Raw genomic sequence first — 14,045 nt, forward strand, 5'->3', positions numbered from 1 at the left:
AATGAATTTGTTCACTTCGGTGTTACAGGTTCTTTACATAATAAATATTCAGAAAAGACGAAACAGAAGAAAAAGTATGGCAAGTGGGCCTATTACTTTTTTATGATAAATCTGAATGTTAAGGAGTAAGGAACTAAAAAAATATCAACATAGGGGGGTTTCTCTTGAAGAAGCGTTTATCATTTATCAGTTTACTGCTTATGTTCACCCTCGTTTTGAGCGCTTGCGGTTTCAGCTCAAGCTCTGGAGACGGCGGCAAGAAAGACAGCAAAGGAAAAGATACATTGAATGTCAATATAAAAACTGAACCGTTTTCATTGAATCCGGGCCTTGCAAACGATTCGGTTTCTGGAAACGTGCTTCGCCAGACGTTCGAAGGGTTGACAACGATTGGCAAGGACGGAAAGCCGGTCAATGCGGCAGCAGAAAAAATCGAAGTCAGCAAAGACCAGAAAACATATACGTTTACAATCCGGAAAGATGCGAAATGGTCAAACGGAGATCCTGTAACAGCCGAGGACTTTGAGTATGCCTGGAAGTGGGCGCTTAACCCGAAAAACGAATCGCAATACTCCTATCAGCTTTACTACTTAAAAGGCGGTGAAGCGGCTAACACAGGCAAAGGAAAGATTGATGACGTCGGCGTTAAAGCGGTGAATGACAAGACGTTGAAAGTCGAGCTTGAAAAACCGACACCATATTTCACGGAACTTACCGCGTTTTACACTTACATGCCGGTAAATAAAAAAGTCGCTGAGAAACATCCGAAGTGGTATACGAAGGCTGATGAAAATTACGTTTCAAACGGACCTTTCAAAATGACGGCATGGAAGCACAGCGGGAACATCGTACTGGAGAAAAACGACCAGTACTGGGATAAAGATTCCGTAAAACTGAAAAAGATTAACATGGCGATGGTCAACGACCCTAACACAGGCCTGAACATGTATAAAAAAGGCGAGATTGACTTTGTAGGACTGCCTCTTGACGAGATTCCGACGGATGCGATCCCAAGCCTTAAAAAAGAAGGCTTGAACATTGATCCGTACGCAGGGGTGTACATGTATAAATTCAATACAGAATCTGCTCCGCTGAACAACGTCAACATCCGCAAAGCCTTGACATATGCGATCAACCGCGAAGCGATCGTCAAAAACATCACACAGGCTGAGCAGATTCCTGCGACCGGATTCGTACCTCCGGCGGTCACCGGATTTGAGTCAAACAAACCGTATTACAAAGATCATGATGTTGCGAAAGCAAAAGAATATCTGAAAAAAGGCTTAAAAGAGCTTGGTCTCAAAAAAGCGTCAGATCTGCCGGAAATCACGCTTTCTTACAACACGGATGAAGGTCATCAAAAAATCGCTCAAGCCGTCCAGGAAATGTGGAACAAGGATTTAGGCGTTAAAGTTGAATTGGGCAATGAAGAGTGGAACGTTTATATCGATAAGCTTCATTCAGGCAACTATCAAATCGGCCGATTGGGCTGGATCGCCGACTTTAACGACGGCATGAACTTCCTTGAAACATACCGGGATAAAGAAGGCGGAAACAACGATACAAACTGGGAAAATGCGAAATATAAAGAGCTTCTCTCAAAAGCTTCAACCGAAACGGATGATCAAAAGCGCGTCGAGCTGATGAAACAAGCCGAAGGCATCCTGATGGATGAAATGCCGATCGCTCCGATCTACTTCTATACGATGCCTTACCTGCACGATAAGAGCTTAAAAGGCTTTGTTTTGACAGGTACAGGAGAGCTCTATTTCAAAACAGCGTATTTTGAATAAAACTGCATTAAAAAGTATATGGGGGCTCTAAAGGATTTTTCCCCCATATACTTTTATTTATGATAAGAGTTTAATAGACTGAAAATTCGGAGGTGTGTAAACATGATTAAATTTTTAGGCCGTCGTCTCGTTTATATGCTGATTTCTCTATGGGTGATTGTCACTGCTACCTTCTTCCTGATGAGATCGATACCTGGCGGACCATTTTCAGGCGAGAAGAAGCTTCCTCCTGCAATCGAAGCCAGCCTCAATTCATACTATGGTTTAGACCAGCCCCTCTTTAAACAATATCTCGACTATTTGGTGTCAGTAATGAAGTGGGATTTCGGGCCATCATTTAAATACAAAGGACAAACCGTGAACGAACTGATCAACTCCGGTTTCCCGATTTCTTTTACACTGGGAATGGAAGCGATTTGCCTTGCGCTTGCTTTCGGCGTGTTATTTGGCGTTATCGCAGCGCTGAAGCGCAATCAATGGCAGGATTATACAGCGATGATTATCGCTGTCATCGGCATCTCTGTGCCGAACTTTATCATGGCCGCGCTTTTGCAGTATGTACTGGCGATGAAGCTGGGCTGGTTCCCTGTCGCACAATGGGAATCATGGGGCCATACCGTTCTGCCGGCGATCGCCGTGTCATCAATGCCGATGGCGTTTATCGCTCGGCTGACGCGTTCCAGCATGCTCGAAGTACTTAGCAGCGATTACATACGTACGGCGAAGGCGAAAGGTCTTAGCACTGCAGCCATTACCGTCAAGCATGCGATACGGAACGCGATCATGCCGGTTGTTACATATATGGGACCGATGGCAGCATCTATTTTGACGGGGACGTTTGTCGTTGAAAAAATCTTCGGCATACCGGGACTCGGCATGCACTTCGTCACAAGCATCACGAACCGCGATTATACGGTTATCATGGGCGTCACCGTGTTTTTCGGCGCGATCTTACTGCTTTGCGTCCTCATAGTTGATATTTTATACGGCTTAATCGATCCGCGCATCAAACTGTTTGGCGCTAAGAAAGGGGAGTAAAAGGATGCAGCAAATACCTAAAGACATGTTTGAACCTGCAGCTGTCGATCATAGCGAAGCGGAGAAAATCTCCAAGAAAAACCTTTCTTTTTGGACGGACGTGTTTTTGAGATTTAAAGAAAACAAGCTTGCGATGTGCGGTCTTATCGTTCTCATTCTCATCGCACTGATGGCCATCTTTGCGCCGGTGTTTTCAAGCTTTCACTATGATGAAACGAATTTGACCAATGCAAATAAACCGCCGAGCGGAGAGCACTGGTTTGGCACCGATGACCTCGGTAGGGACGTGTTTGTCCGCACATGGGTCGGAGCCCGCATCTCGCTGACAATCGGTCTTGCCGCCGCGCTTATCGACGTTTTGATCGGCGTCATCTGGGGTGCGATTTCAGGCATCAGAGGCGGACGGACTGACGAAATCATGATGAGAATCGCGGACATCTTATGGGCGATTCCTTCCTTATTGATGACGATTCTTCTTCTCGTCGTCATGGGAAAAGGGTTGATCACGATGATCCTCGCAATGGTCATTACAGGATGGATCAATATGGCGAGAATCGTGCGCGGACAGGTGCTCCAGCTTAAAAATCAGGAATTCGTTCTCGCTTCAAGAACATTAGGTGCGAAAAACTCGCGCATCATCAGGAAACACCTGCTTCCGAACATTATGAGCCCGATTTTGGTGACGATGACATTGACCGTCCCTACGGCGATTTTCTATGAAGCGTTCTTAAGCTATCTCGGCCTCGGCGTCCCGCAGCCTCTGGCAAGCTGGGGAACGATGGCGACAGACGGCGTGCAGGGCCTGGAATATTATCCTTGGCGTTTGTTCTTCCCGGCTACATTTATCTGCCTGACCATGTTTGCATTCAACGTTATCGGCGACGGATTGCGCGACGCTTTAGATCCGAAGCTGCGTAAATAAAGGAGTGAGAAAGATGAAACACTTACTTGAGGTGAAAGATTTAGCCATTTCTTTTAAAACATACGCCGGAGAAGTCCAGGCCATCCGCGGTGTCAACTTTCACGTTGACAAAGGGGAGACGCTTGCGATCGTCGGGGAATCCGGATCTGGAAAAAGCGTCACTTCACAGGCGATCATGAAGCTGATTCCGATGCCTCCGGGCTATTTTAAGAGCGGACAGATTTTATTTGACGGACAGGATTTAGTGGCGAAATCGGAAAAAGACATGCAGTCGATCCGCGGCAAAGAGATCGGCATGATCTTTCAAGATCCGATGACATCGTTGAATCCCACGATGAAAGTCGGCCGCCAGATTACGGAGGTTTTGTTTAAACACGAGAATATTTCTAAGCAAGATGCGAATAAGCGTGCGGTAGAACTGCTCAGCCTTGTCGGAATTCCGATGCCTGAACGCCGCGTGAATCAATATCCGCACGAATTCAGCGGGGGAATGAGGCAGCGGGTCGTCATCGCGATGGCGCTTGCCGCCAACCCGAAGCTGCTGATCGCTGACGAACCGACGACCGCCCTTGATGTGACCATTCAGGCGCAAATTTTGGAACTGATGAAAGAATTGCAGAAAAAGATCGAAACATCGATCATTTTTATCACCCACGATCTCGGCGTCGTCGCCAACGTGGCCGACCGGGTAGCCGTTATGTATGCCGGACAGATCGTCGAGATTGGAACGGTTGACGAAATTTTCTACAATCCGAAGCATCCTTACACATGGGGGCTTTTAGCTTCAATGCCGAGCCTTGACAATGACGGGGGTGAAGAATTGATGGCGATACCGGGATCTCCGCCTGATCTGACGAATCCGCCGAAAGGCGACGCGTTTGCATTAAGAAGTCCGTATGCGATGAAAATCGATTTTGAACAGGAACCGCCGATGTTTAAAGTATCTGATACGCATTATGTGAAATCGTGGCTCCTGCATCCGGATGCACCAAAGGTTGAACCGCCTGCGGCTGTTAAAAGCAAAATGCGTGAGTTTAAAAATCAATACGAAAAACCGGTTCAAGTGAAAGAAGGTGAATGATATGGCAGAAAAACTGCTCGAAATCAAGAACTTAAAACAGCACTTCTCAACGCCTAAAGGAACGGTAAAGGCTGTCGACGGAGTCACGTTTGACATCTACAAAGGGGAAACGCTCGGCCTTGTCGGAGAATCCGGCTGCGGAAAGTCGACGACAGGACGGACGATCATCCGGTTATATGAAGCGACTTCGGGTGAGGTGCTGTTTAAAGGAAAGAATGTGCACGGCAAAAAATCCGCCAAAGATCTTCTCGAGTTCAACCGGAAAATGCAAATGATCTTTCAGGACCCGTACGCTTCATTAAATCCGCGGATGACGGTGGCCGATATCGTCGCCGAAGGGATCGACATTTACGGCTTGGCAAAAACGAAGCAGGAGCGCCTTGCAAGGGTTCACGAGCTTTTGAAGCTGGTCGGCTTGAATGAAGAGCACGCCAACCGCTATCCGCACGAATTTTCCGGCGGCCAGCGACAGCGGATCGGCATCGCAAGAGCGCTTGCTGTTGAACCTGAATTCATCATTGCCGATGAGCCGATCTCCGCGCTTGACGTGTCCATCCAGGCTCAGGTCGTCAACTTGATGAAGGATCTGCAAAAGGAGAGAGGATTGACATATTTATTCATCGCCCACGATTTATCGATGGTGAAATACATCAGCGACCGGATCGGCGTCATGTATTTCGGGAAGCTCGTTGAACTTGCGCCAGCCGAGGAATTATACGAAAATCCGCTTCATCCTTATACACAGTCGCTGCTTTCTGCGATTCCTCTTCCGGATCCGGATTATGAGCGCACACGGGTGAGAAAAACGTACGATCCGTCGGTTCACAAGCTGAGAGACGGTGAACAGATGGAGCTTCGCGAAGTGAAGCCCGGGCATTTTGTAATGTGTTCAGAGGAAGAATTTGCAGCGTATCAGTCCAAATAAAAGCTTATGAGACAGCCGAGGCAGGCTGTCTTCTTTTTTGCGAAAAAAAACTGAAACTTTCGGGCCGAACATCCGTCTTAGTATATGTAAGCGCAACATGCTGCTTTGCTCCAGAAGGTTTGTTTAATTTTATGAGAAAGCGGGTATATCTAAGGTGTGAATCATATAAGAACAGCCATAAGGAGTAAATGAATGAACTGGTATGAGAAGCTCAGCGAGTATTTTCCCGTTGAAGAAATGAAGTCGAAAGAGCATATGGAAGCATTATTAAAGGAACGAGACGACATATACCATAAAGAAGAAGGCAGGCATCACGTCTTGATGTATGCCGAGTTTGATTCCTTTATTTTCATTGACTATTTATTCGTTTCAAAGGATGCAAGGGGCCAGGGGCTCGGTTCAAAACTGATAGAGGATCTTAAAAAGAAAAACAAACCGATCCTCCTTGAGGTCGAACCTGTTGATGAAGATGATGCTGATACGGCGAAGCGGCTCAAATTTTATCAAAAGGAAAACTTTAAACACGCTGAGTCAATCGGCTACCGGCGCCGGTCCTTGGCTACCGGCAAAGTAAACAAAATGGAGATCCTCTACTGGTCTCCGAAATCGAACACAGAAGAAGAAGTATTTGAAGCCATGAAAAAAACGTACGAAAAGATCCATACATACAAAGACGAAAAATGGTATGGAGAATCGTTCGAACACGTGGATGATGTCCTGAAGATCATTGACGAGGAAAAGCAGAAAAACATTTTCGATGAATTAAACTAAATGAGAATGAAATCCGGCTAAAAAAAGAAATGTCGCAGGATTGTCAAAAAATTTCTATTGCATACTGTTCACACTTACTTTTTTATAGTATAATACTCTATAAAGATTACTTCTTTAGAGTTATTTCAATTTAAGAATAAGCTGATTTCATTCTACTTTCCAAGGAGTGAAGAATTATGGTTACATTATATACATCACCAAGCTGTACGTCTTGCAGAAAGGCGCGCGCATGGCTGGAAGAGCACGATATTCCGTTTCAAGAAAGAAATATTTTTTCAGAACCATTATCAATTGATGAAATAAAAGAAATTTTGCGGATGACGGAAGACGGAACAGATGAGATCATTTCAACCCGTTCCAAAGTATTCCAAAAGCTGAACGTCAACCTTGAAACGATGCCGCTTCAAGAGCTGTATCAGCTGATCAATGAACATCCCGGACTCTTGCGCCGTCCGATTATCATCGACGAAAAACGCTTGCAAGTCGGATACAACGAAGATGAAATCCGCCGTTTCCTTCCGCGCAAAGTCCGTACATTCCAATTAAGAGAAGCGCAGCGTCTGGCAAACTAAGGCCGGCCTAAGGTGAAATGAAAGAAGGCTGAATCATTCAGCCTTCTTTTTAATGCTTTTCAATCGTCTGTTCGTAATAAATGCTGGCCAAAATGACAAAAATAACCGCAAGGACGGGGAACAGCATTTCAAGCGTGCTGTGTCTGGCCATAAAGGATGACAGTTCCTGCTCCCTGACGATCATTTCACCGCCAGTGTATGCAAGGAGTCCGCTCCCTGCGTAAATGAGAAGCGGAAATTTGGAAAGGGCGGCCTGGATGAGCCTGCTGCCCCAAATGATGACCGGCACCGAAACCGCCAGGCCGATGACGACGAGCGGCAGGCGGCCCTGTGATGCACCTGCAACTGCAATCACATTATCAAGCGACATGAATAAATCGGCGATCACAATTATCCGAATCGCCTTCCACAAAGATGTCCCGCCTTTGACATGCTGGGCTTCCTTTTTTTCGATCAGAAGCTGATATCCTAAATACAGAAGGAAGAGTCCTCCGATAAATTGCAGGTAAGGAACCGCAAGAAGATAAACCGCCAGAGTGGTCAGCATGATCCTCATCAAAATGGCGATGCCCGTGCCGATGATGATTGCTTTTTGCCTTTGCCGGGGAGGCAAATTCCGGCTCGCCATTGCAATGACGACCGCATTGTCGCCGCCGAGAATAAGGTCGATTCCGATGATGACAATAAACGGCATCAGTAATTCTTGTTCCATCAACTGGCACCTCGCTTTTTGCACCTCGCGTCATTTGCTGCTTGTACAGCTAATATATGAGGCTGATTCAAAATTATGTTAAGCCCGGCAGCAAAGCGTTTTTATTTCTTTTGCATCTTTTTTATCATAAAATAGAAATGAAAGATTGATCCTGCATAAGGTTAAGAAGTGGACGTAATGGGTAAAGTGTAGTAAAGTACAATTAATTGGGAGCTTAGTTATCCCTTCAACATCTTACAAAGAAGGGAAGGTTGGCAAATGGAAATCGAAAGAATAAATGAACATACGGTTAAGTTTTATATTTCCTACGGTGATATAGAAGACCGGGGGTTTGACAGAGAAGAAATCTGGTACAATCGCGAACGCAGTGAAGAGCTGTTTTGGGAAATGATGGACGAAGTGCACGAAGAAGAAGAATTTGCCGTTGAAGGCCCCCTTTGGATTCAAGTGCAGGCCCTTGACAAGGGATTGGAAATCATTGTGACGAAAGCTCAGCTTTCCAAAGACGGCCAAAAGCTTGAACTGCCGATTCCTGAAGATAAAAAGCATGACCCAGCAGAGGAAACGCTCGACGCATTGCTGGAAGATTTTCATAAAGAAGAACAAACCGAGGAGCAGAAGCTCCAGTTTGTGTTAAGGTTTAACGATTTTGAGGATGTCATCTCATTATCAAAAGTGACCATCAGCGGCTGTCAAACGTCTTTATATACTCACGAAAACCGCTATTATTTATTCGTGGATTTCAACGAAATGCCTGATGAAGAGATTGAAAATCAGCTGAGCATTTTGCTTGAATACGCATCTGAATCAAAGATGACGATTCACATGCTTAAGGAGTACGGAACGCTGATTGCAGCGGATCATGCTCTTGATACGATAAACAAATACTTTTCATAAAAAAGCCGATTTCTTTTCGAAATCGGTTTTTTTGTTTTATAAAATCCTTTCTTGTCAAGTGGAAAAGGAGACGGTGCAAAATTCGTGGAATAGTTACGGGACAGAAAGGAGAGAGACAATGTGTTCAGCGCGATGATTGAAGGAGGCCGCCGGATTTGCTTGGCGGATGGATACAAAGCTGACGAACTCAAACGATTAAGAAAGGAACATGTATTTTATTGCCCGGCCTGCTGTCAGCAGCTTGACCTCAAAGTCGGCGATATCAGGCTCCATCATTTTGCACATAAGCCGGATTCGGTGTGCCCCGTCCCGCATGAACCGGAAAGCCGTTATCATTTAAAAGGAAAACGGCTTCTATACGAATGGTTTAAGAAGGAGGGGCTAAGACCGGTTGTCGAACCGTATTTGAAGCGGATCAGACAGAGGCCTGATTTGCTCGCGGACGAAGGAGAGCGTAAAATTGCCGTGGAATTTCAGTGCGCCAATCTTAATCATACAGAGTATCGGCAACGATCGGCCGGCTTTCTGTCAATTGGGATTGACCCGTTTTGGATTATCGGCGGGAATCGTTTAAAGCGATTATCAAACGGTTTTTTTCAGCTATCCGGTTTCCATTGGCAGTTCAGCAAAGGAGATGTGATGCCTCCAAGACTCGTATTTTTTTGCCCCGATCAAGAAGCATTTCTCATCCTCGAGCATTTAGTTCCGTTTCTGACAAATAAGACGTCTGCCACGTCCCGCATGCTTCCCCTTCGCGAAACGCGATTCCGCGCTTTAAGAGCTTCTTACCCGCGTTCTCAGAAGCAGCTTGAAGGCTGGAAAAGAAATGTTCAGCGCTTCCGGATGACGCCGCCGCGTTTTTTGTCAAAAGAAGCAAAACAGATAGCGGAGCTGTTTTATGAGAGATTTCAAATCCCGCTCCCGTTTTTCCCGTCAGAAGTATTTCTCCCCGTATCTTCAGGCTATATGTTTGCCCAGCCGGTTTATGTGTGGCAAGGCTATTTATACGCGTTTTTTATGAAGCGCCCTTCCTTTCGCATCCAATCCGCCGTGATGTATACGAATCAGCTCATCCGGAGCAATCGCCTGAAGCTGAGATGGAATAAGAGTGAGAAGGCGGCGGACGCCGTCAGTGAATATGTCCGGTTTTTGCATGAAAAAGGTTTTTTCATTAAAGAAAAAGACTTGTTTTTTCCGAGCAGGCCGGCGCCTGCTGAGCCGCGGCTTGAGGAGCTGCTGAAGAGGGATGCCCGCTATTTTTCCGAATGATCATCAAGCCTTTCGTTCAATCTAAAGAAAGGAAGGTGGTGGCCGGTCTGTTTCGGATCAAAAGATTTGCGTTTTGTTTTTTGTTTGCGGCATCCAGCACGTTTTTTTTCGCAAATGATTTGACAAAAGGCGGTGAAAAAACAGAAGATAAACACAACACAAGTTTATTGTACACCAATGGACTTGAAGCAAAGAAAGCGAGGGGATTTACAGTGGCTGAAGAAAATCAAACGAAAAAACTGCCTGCAAGAGATGAGGTGAAGCAAGAAGACACGTGGAGACTTGAGGATATCTTTCCATCTGATGAAGCTTGGAACGAGGAATTTCAAGCAGTTAAAGAGCTGCTGCCTAAGCTTTCCGAATTCAAGGGAAAGCTCGGTCATTCCGCCGACGATCTATATGAAGCATTGACATATCAGGATAAGGTCATGGAAAGGCTCGGCAAGCTGTATACTTACGCCCATATGCGCTATGATCAGGACACGGGCAATTCATTTTATCAAGGGTTAAATGACAAAGCGTCCAACCTTTATACACAGGCTGCCAGTGCGACAGCCTACATTGTGCCGGAAATTTTATCGATACAGGAGGATAAGCTCCAGCAGTTCCTTTTGGAAAAAGAGGAACTGAAGCTCTACTCGCACGCGCTTGAAGAAATCAACAAAGAACGGCCTCATGTGCTGAGCGAAGAGGAAGAAGGACTGCTTGCCGAGGCATCGGATGTTCTGTCATCACCGTCCACAACATTCGGCATGCTCAATAACGCCGATATGGAATTTCCGGAAATTACCGATGAAAACGGAGAAAAGCGTCAGCTGACTCACGGGAACTACATTACCTTTTTGGAAAGCGAGAACCGCGACGTCCGCCGCGAAGCTTTCAAGGCGGTATATGATACGTACGGCCGTTTTAAAAACACGCTTGCATCGACCCTCAGCGGCGCTGTCAAAAAAGACAATTTTTATGCGAAAGTAAAGCACTATAAATCGGCGAGAGAAGCCGCGCTGTCTCGCAACAGCATTCCGGAAGAGGTCTATGATAATCTCGTCGAAACGATTAATAAATACTTGCCGCTTCTTCACCGCTATGTGGAGCTCAGAAAAAAAGCGCTCGAACTGGATGAAGTTCACATGTATGACCTGTACACGCCGCTTGTGAAAGATGCCGGCATGAAAGTGACGTATGACCAAGCGAAAGATTACATGCTGAAAGGGCTCGCTCCTTTAGGGGAGGAATACTCGTCCATCCTGAAGGAAGGCTTGAACAACCGCTGGGTCGATGTTTACGAAAACAAAGGAAAACGGAGCGGAGCTTACTCATCAGGAACATACGGAACAAATCCGTACATTTTGATGAACTGGCAGGACAACGTCAACAACCTGTTTACGCTTGTCCATGAATTCGGCCATTCCGTCCACAGTTATTACACAAGGAAGCATCAGCCGTATCCGTACGGGAACTACAGCATTTTCGTCGCTGAAGTCGCATCAACGACAAATGAAGCCCTTTTAGGGGACTACCTGCTGAACACAGTCGACGACGAAAAGCAGCGGCTATATATTTTAAACCATATGCTTGAAGGCTTTAAAGGAACGGTTTTCAGACAGACGATGTTCGCCGAATTCGAACATGCGATTCATGTCAAAGCCCAGGAAGGCGAGCCGCTGACTCCTGAGCTGCTGACAAGCATCTATTACGATTTGAACAAAAAGTACTTCGGAGAAAACATTGAAATCGATAAAGAAATCGGTCTTGAATGGGCAAGGATTCCTCATTTCTACTACAATTATTACGTATATCAATATGCGACAGGCTACAGTGCCGCACAGGCTCTGAGCCAGCAGATTTTAAAAGAAGGGAAGCCGGCTGTTGACCGCTATATCGAATTTTTAAAAGCCGGAAGCTCCGATTATCCGATTGAAGTACTGAAAAAAGCGGGCGTCGACATGACATCCTCAGAACCGATTGAAGCTGCATGCAAGAAGTTTGAAGAGCAGCTGAATGAAATGGAAGAGCTTCTGTTGAAATAACGAATACATTAAGGCTGCCGCCAAAACCGGCGGCCTTTTTCCAAAAGGCGTCTAAAACCCTTTAAACGTTTTGCGGTGATTGAAGCGGCTGATCGTGTATAGGATCGATATAAACAGCAGCGGAGACGTAATGTAGAGAGGGAGCATCTGCATCAAGCCTAAAATATTCAATAAGAAAAAAATAAAAGTCAATATTACACCTATCACGATATGAAGCATAAAAACCCTCCTATAGACTGATAAATTTTTGAGAAACAGAAAAACGCAAAAAGCAGTTCGAAACATCGCGAAAACCCGCATTCTGACGCCATTTTTCACATATGGACGGTCCCGTTTTCATCATATGATGGACATCTACTTTTTATGTTTTGTGACAAAAATGTGAAAAGTAATAAAATCAGTTGTCAAAAGTCGACATGATTTGATATTATAAAGATGTGAAATTGATCACAAACAAACATTTACCCCTTTGTTTGACCGTGAAAAATTTCTCCCATCCCCTTTGTTGTCGTTAAGACATAATAGAAACCGCGCTTATCCCGGCGCGGTTTCTTACTGCCTTTTGAAAGAACGTATGTTTGCGTTTTGGCCATAAAATAAACACGGGCAAGCCCGTGCTGTTTTTATTATTTACAGATCGGCCCGGCCCCGGCGTCTCCGTTTACAAAACGCCAAAACATGCCGTGCTTTGCCTCAACCCTTTTGACCTTTCCGGCGAAGGCGAGTTTTTTCATTTCGCGTTCCACTTGTTCGAGCGTCCAATCGTAAACCACGGCGATTTCTTTGTCGGCGACAAATTGAAAGTATTCGACAAATAATTCAAGCGGCGGGGTTTGTGACGGCTTCGGCTCATCTCCAAGCATTTCAAAAAGTACTTCTTCGTAAATGTCATATGAATAATGTCCGGTTACTTTCAAGCCTTCCCCTTCGCGAAGGCTGTTGAAAAAGGTGAGCGTCGGAACCGATGTGACTTCCATTTCAGCGGCGATTTTCATATCGCATTGCAAGGCTTTCACCGCGCTTTGGGAATGAAGATCTTTTTTAAATTCCTCTGCATCGAGCTGCGTGCTTTCGGCGATATTGAACAGCACCTCTTCATCGGTAATATCCTGTTTGCTGAGGAATAGGCGCTCCTGCATGCTTCTTAAAAACTGCAATCCGGCTTTTCTTCCCTGAAGCTCCGCCGCTTTCAGCGCCAATGACGCCAGATATGGGGCGGAAAGGGGGTTTTCAAGCCAGAGGGTTCCGTCACAGGACATGCCCGACTTGCTTGCGATCTTTTCCCATGCTTCTGCGAGAAGGTGCTTTTTGCGTTTCTGAACATTTAACGCCGTAATGCTGCAAACTGCGATGATGCGCAATGTAAAAAAACGTCCGTAGCGGATTTTTAATTTTTTGATAGCAGGCTCCAGAGCCCAGCACTCCGGGGATAAAGGATCGACAAACATATAGATTTCCATCGGCTTTTGCGGATGTCCATGGCAATGGGAGAAAAATTGGTCACGTTGATTAAGTGTCAATGCGAACCATCCTCCATTTTAGGCTGGTTTACCATATGCCTGGCTGTCAACGTCAATCTCTCGAAAAGAAAGTCCCTGATATCGCCCTGCAAACCGACATGATCCATTGCCTCTTTCATACACGACAGCCAGGCATCCGCCCGTTCCGGAGTGATTGGAAACGGAAGGTGCCGGGCTCTCAGCATCGGATGTCCGTGCTCTTCCGTATAAAGCGGCGGACCGCCCAAATATTGCGTTAAAAATTGTTTTTGTTTTCTCGCCGTTTCCGTTAAATCGTCCGGAAATATGGGGTGTAACAGCGGATGCCGTCTCACGCGCTCATAAAAAGTATCAACAAGTTGCGATAGAAGTTCTTCTCCAATCGCTTCATAAGGTGCGTTAAACGATTGTCCCATGTTGACTACTCCTTTTAATATGGCTAATAGGAAAAAAGACGGTTCCTATTGCAAAAAAATATTTATGTTGTGCATCATTTATTATTTCACGATTGTATATACTTATTTTAGCAACCCTCA

14 protein-coding genes and 1 pseudogene are annotated in these 14,045 nt (G+C 45.6%); 11 read left to right on the forward strand and 4 right to left on the reverse strand.

The features are described from left to right. Positions 1 to 164 precede the first annotated feature (164 nt). The 7 genes from NSQ39_RS22280 to spxA all read left to right on the forward strand — a co-directional run bounded on the left by NSQ39_RS22280 (position 165) and on the right by spxA (position 7,102). Entirely contained in the window at positions 165 to 1,793 is a 1,629-nt protein-coding gene (locus tag NSQ39_RS22280; RefSeq protein ID WP_175076160.1) for a peptide ABC transporter substrate-binding protein, read from the forward strand. Positions 1,794 to 1,895: 102 nt separating this feature from the next. Further along, positions 1,896 to 2,831, forward strand: coding sequence for an ABC transporter permease (locus NSQ39_RS22285; protein WP_048355061.1), 936 nt, complete (start codon positions 1,896 to 1,898; stop codon positions 2,829 to 2,831). A 4-nt stretch (positions 2,832 to 2,835) separates the two neighbouring features. Further along, positions 2,836 to 3,753 (forward strand): ABC transporter permease, encoded by a 918-nt coding sequence (locus NSQ39_RS22290; RefSeq protein ID WP_046131216.1) that lies wholly within the window; start codon positions 2,836 to 2,838, stop codon positions 3,751 to 3,753. A gap of 13 nt (positions 3,754 to 3,766) precedes the next feature. After that, positions 3,767 to 4,834, forward strand: coding sequence for an ABC transporter ATP-binding protein (locus NSQ39_RS22295; protein WP_202049302.1), 1,068 nt, complete (start codon positions 3,767 to 3,769; stop codon positions 4,832 to 4,834). Between the two features lies 1 nt (position 4,835). After that, positions 4,836 to 5,759: an ABC transporter ATP-binding protein gene (locus tag NSQ39_RS22300; RefSeq protein ID WP_341017443.1), complete on the forward strand. Its 924-nt coding sequence runs from the start codon at positions 4,836 to 4,838 to the stop codon at positions 5,757 to 5,759. 192 nt (positions 5,760 to 5,951) lie between these two features. Further along, positions 5,952 to 6,530, forward strand: coding sequence for a GNAT family N-acetyltransferase (locus NSQ39_RS22305; RefSeq protein WP_175076157.1), 579 nt, complete (start codon positions 5,952 to 5,954; stop codon positions 6,528 to 6,530). A gap of 176 nt (positions 6,531 to 6,706) precedes the next feature. Next, positions 6,707 to 7,102, forward strand: a complete 396-nt coding sequence (gene spxA, locus NSQ39_RS22310) for a transcriptional regulator SpxA (RefSeq protein WP_046131212.1) — start codon at positions 6,707 to 6,709, stop codon at positions 7,100 to 7,102. Positions 7,103 to 7,151: 49 nt separating this feature from the next. On the opposite strand, the gene NSQ39_RS22315 is transcribed toward spxA, so the two are convergent. Next, the gene (locus NSQ39_RS22315; protein ID WP_175076156.1) at positions 7,152 to 7,814 is read right to left on the reverse strand and encodes a TerC family protein; all 663 of its coding nucleotides are present in this window, start codon (positions 7,812 to 7,814) and stop codon (positions 7,152 to 7,154) included. A 151-nt stretch (positions 7,815 to 7,965) separates the two neighbouring features. On the opposite strand from NSQ39_RS22315, the pseudogene NSQ39_RS22320 reads away from it, so the two are divergent. The 4 genes and pseudogenes from NSQ39_RS22320 to pepF all read left to right on the forward strand — a co-directional run bounded on the left by NSQ39_RS22320 (position 7,966) and on the right by pepF (position 12,010). Continuing rightward, positions 7,966 to 8,091, forward strand: a pseudogene (locus NSQ39_RS22320) (hypothetical protein). Then, positions 8,073 to 8,711 (forward strand): adaptor protein MecA, encoded by a 639-nt coding sequence (gene mecA, locus NSQ39_RS22325; protein ID WP_175076155.1) that lies wholly within the window; start codon positions 8,073 to 8,075, stop codon positions 8,709 to 8,711. Before NSQ39_RS22320 ends, mecA begins: the two are co-directional and overlap by 19 nt. Before the next feature lie 120 nt (positions 8,712 to 8,831). Then, positions 8,832 to 9,980, forward strand: a complete 1,149-nt coding sequence (locus NSQ39_RS22330; protein ID WP_175076154.1) for a competence protein CoiA — start codon at positions 8,832 to 8,834, stop codon at positions 9,978 to 9,980. A 212-nt stretch (positions 9,981 to 10,192) separates the two neighbouring features. Next, complete coding sequence (gene pepF, locus NSQ39_RS22335; RefSeq protein ID WP_335496332.1) at positions 10,193 to 12,010, forward strand: oligoendopeptidase F; 1,818 nt, start codon at positions 10,193 to 10,195, stop codon at positions 12,008 to 12,010. A 51-nt stretch (positions 12,011 to 12,061) separates the two neighbouring features. Here pepF and NSQ39_RS22340 read toward each other — a convergent pair whose 3' ends face one another. From NSQ39_RS22340 to NSQ39_RS22350, 3 genes are all read right to left on the reverse strand, one after another. After that, the gene (locus NSQ39_RS22340; RefSeq protein WP_175076152.1) at positions 12,062 to 12,229 is read right to left on the reverse strand and encodes a hypothetical protein; all 168 of its coding nucleotides are present in this window, start codon (positions 12,227 to 12,229) and stop codon (positions 12,062 to 12,064) included. A gap of 407 nt (positions 12,230 to 12,636) precedes the next feature. Then, a complete protein-coding gene (locus NSQ39_RS22345; RefSeq protein WP_373688028.1) occupies positions 12,637 to 13,470 on the reverse strand; it encodes a ClpXP adapter SpxH family protein in 834 nt (277 codons plus the stop codon). A gap of 56 nt (positions 13,471 to 13,526) precedes the next feature. After that, complete coding sequence (locus tag NSQ39_RS22350) at positions 13,527 to 13,925, reverse strand: globin domain-containing protein (RefSeq protein WP_046131205.1); 399 nt, start codon at positions 13,923 to 13,925, stop codon at positions 13,527 to 13,529. Positions 13,926 to 14,045 lie beyond the last annotated feature (120 nt).

The sequence above is a fragment of the Bacillus sp. FSL W8-0848 genome (genome assembly GCF_038007805.1).
GTDB classification, from domain to species: domain Bacteria; phylum Bacillota; class Bacilli; order Bacillales; family Bacillaceae; genus Bacillus; species Bacillus glycinifermentans.

What these genes read in the sequence shown, in the direction of transcription:
- NSQ39_RS22285 (WP_048355061.1), top strand. Translation starts at nt 1,896, where the DNA reads ATGATTAAATTTTTAGGCCGTCGTCTCGTTTATATGCTGATTTCTCTA.
- NSQ39_RS22290 (WP_046131216.1), top strand. Translation starts at nt 2,836, where the DNA reads ATGCAGCAAATACCTAAAGACATGTTTGAACCTGCAGCTGTCGATCAT.
- NSQ39_RS22295 (WP_202049302.1), top strand. Translation starts at nt 3,767, where the DNA reads ATGAAACACTTACTTGAGGTGAAAGATTTAGCCATTTCTTTTAAAACA.
- NSQ39_RS22300 (WP_341017443.1), top strand. Translation starts at nt 4,836, where the DNA reads ATGGCAGAAAAACTGCTCGAAATCAAGAACTTAAAACAGCACTTCTCA.
- NSQ39_RS22305 (WP_175076157.1), top strand. Translation starts at nt 5,952, where the DNA reads ATGAACTGGTATGAGAAGCTCAGCGAGTATTTTCCCGTTGAAGAAATG.
- spxA (WP_046131212.1), top strand. Translation starts at nt 6,707, where the DNA reads ATGGTTACATTATATACATCACCAAGCTGTACGTCTTGCAGAAAGGCG.
- NSQ39_RS22315 (WP_175076156.1), bottom strand. Translation starts at nt 7,814, where the DNA reads ATGGAACAAGAATTACTGATGCCGTTTATTGTCATCATCGGAATCGAC.
- mecA (WP_175076155.1), top strand. Translation starts at nt 8,073, where the DNA reads ATGGAAATCGAAAGAATAAATGAACATACGGTTAAGTTTTATATTTCC.
- NSQ39_RS22340 (WP_175076152.1), bottom strand. Translation starts at nt 12,229, where the DNA reads ATGCTTCATATCGTGATAGGTGTAATATTGACTTTTATTTTTTTCTTA.
- NSQ39_RS22345 (WP_373688028.1), bottom strand. Translation starts at nt 13,470, where the DNA reads ATGGAAATCTATATGTTTGTCGATCCTTTATCCCCGGAGTGCTGGGCT.
- NSQ39_RS22350 (WP_046131205.1), bottom strand. Translation starts at nt 13,925, where the DNA reads ATGGGACAATCGTTTAACGCACCTTATGAAGCGATTGGAGAAGAACTT.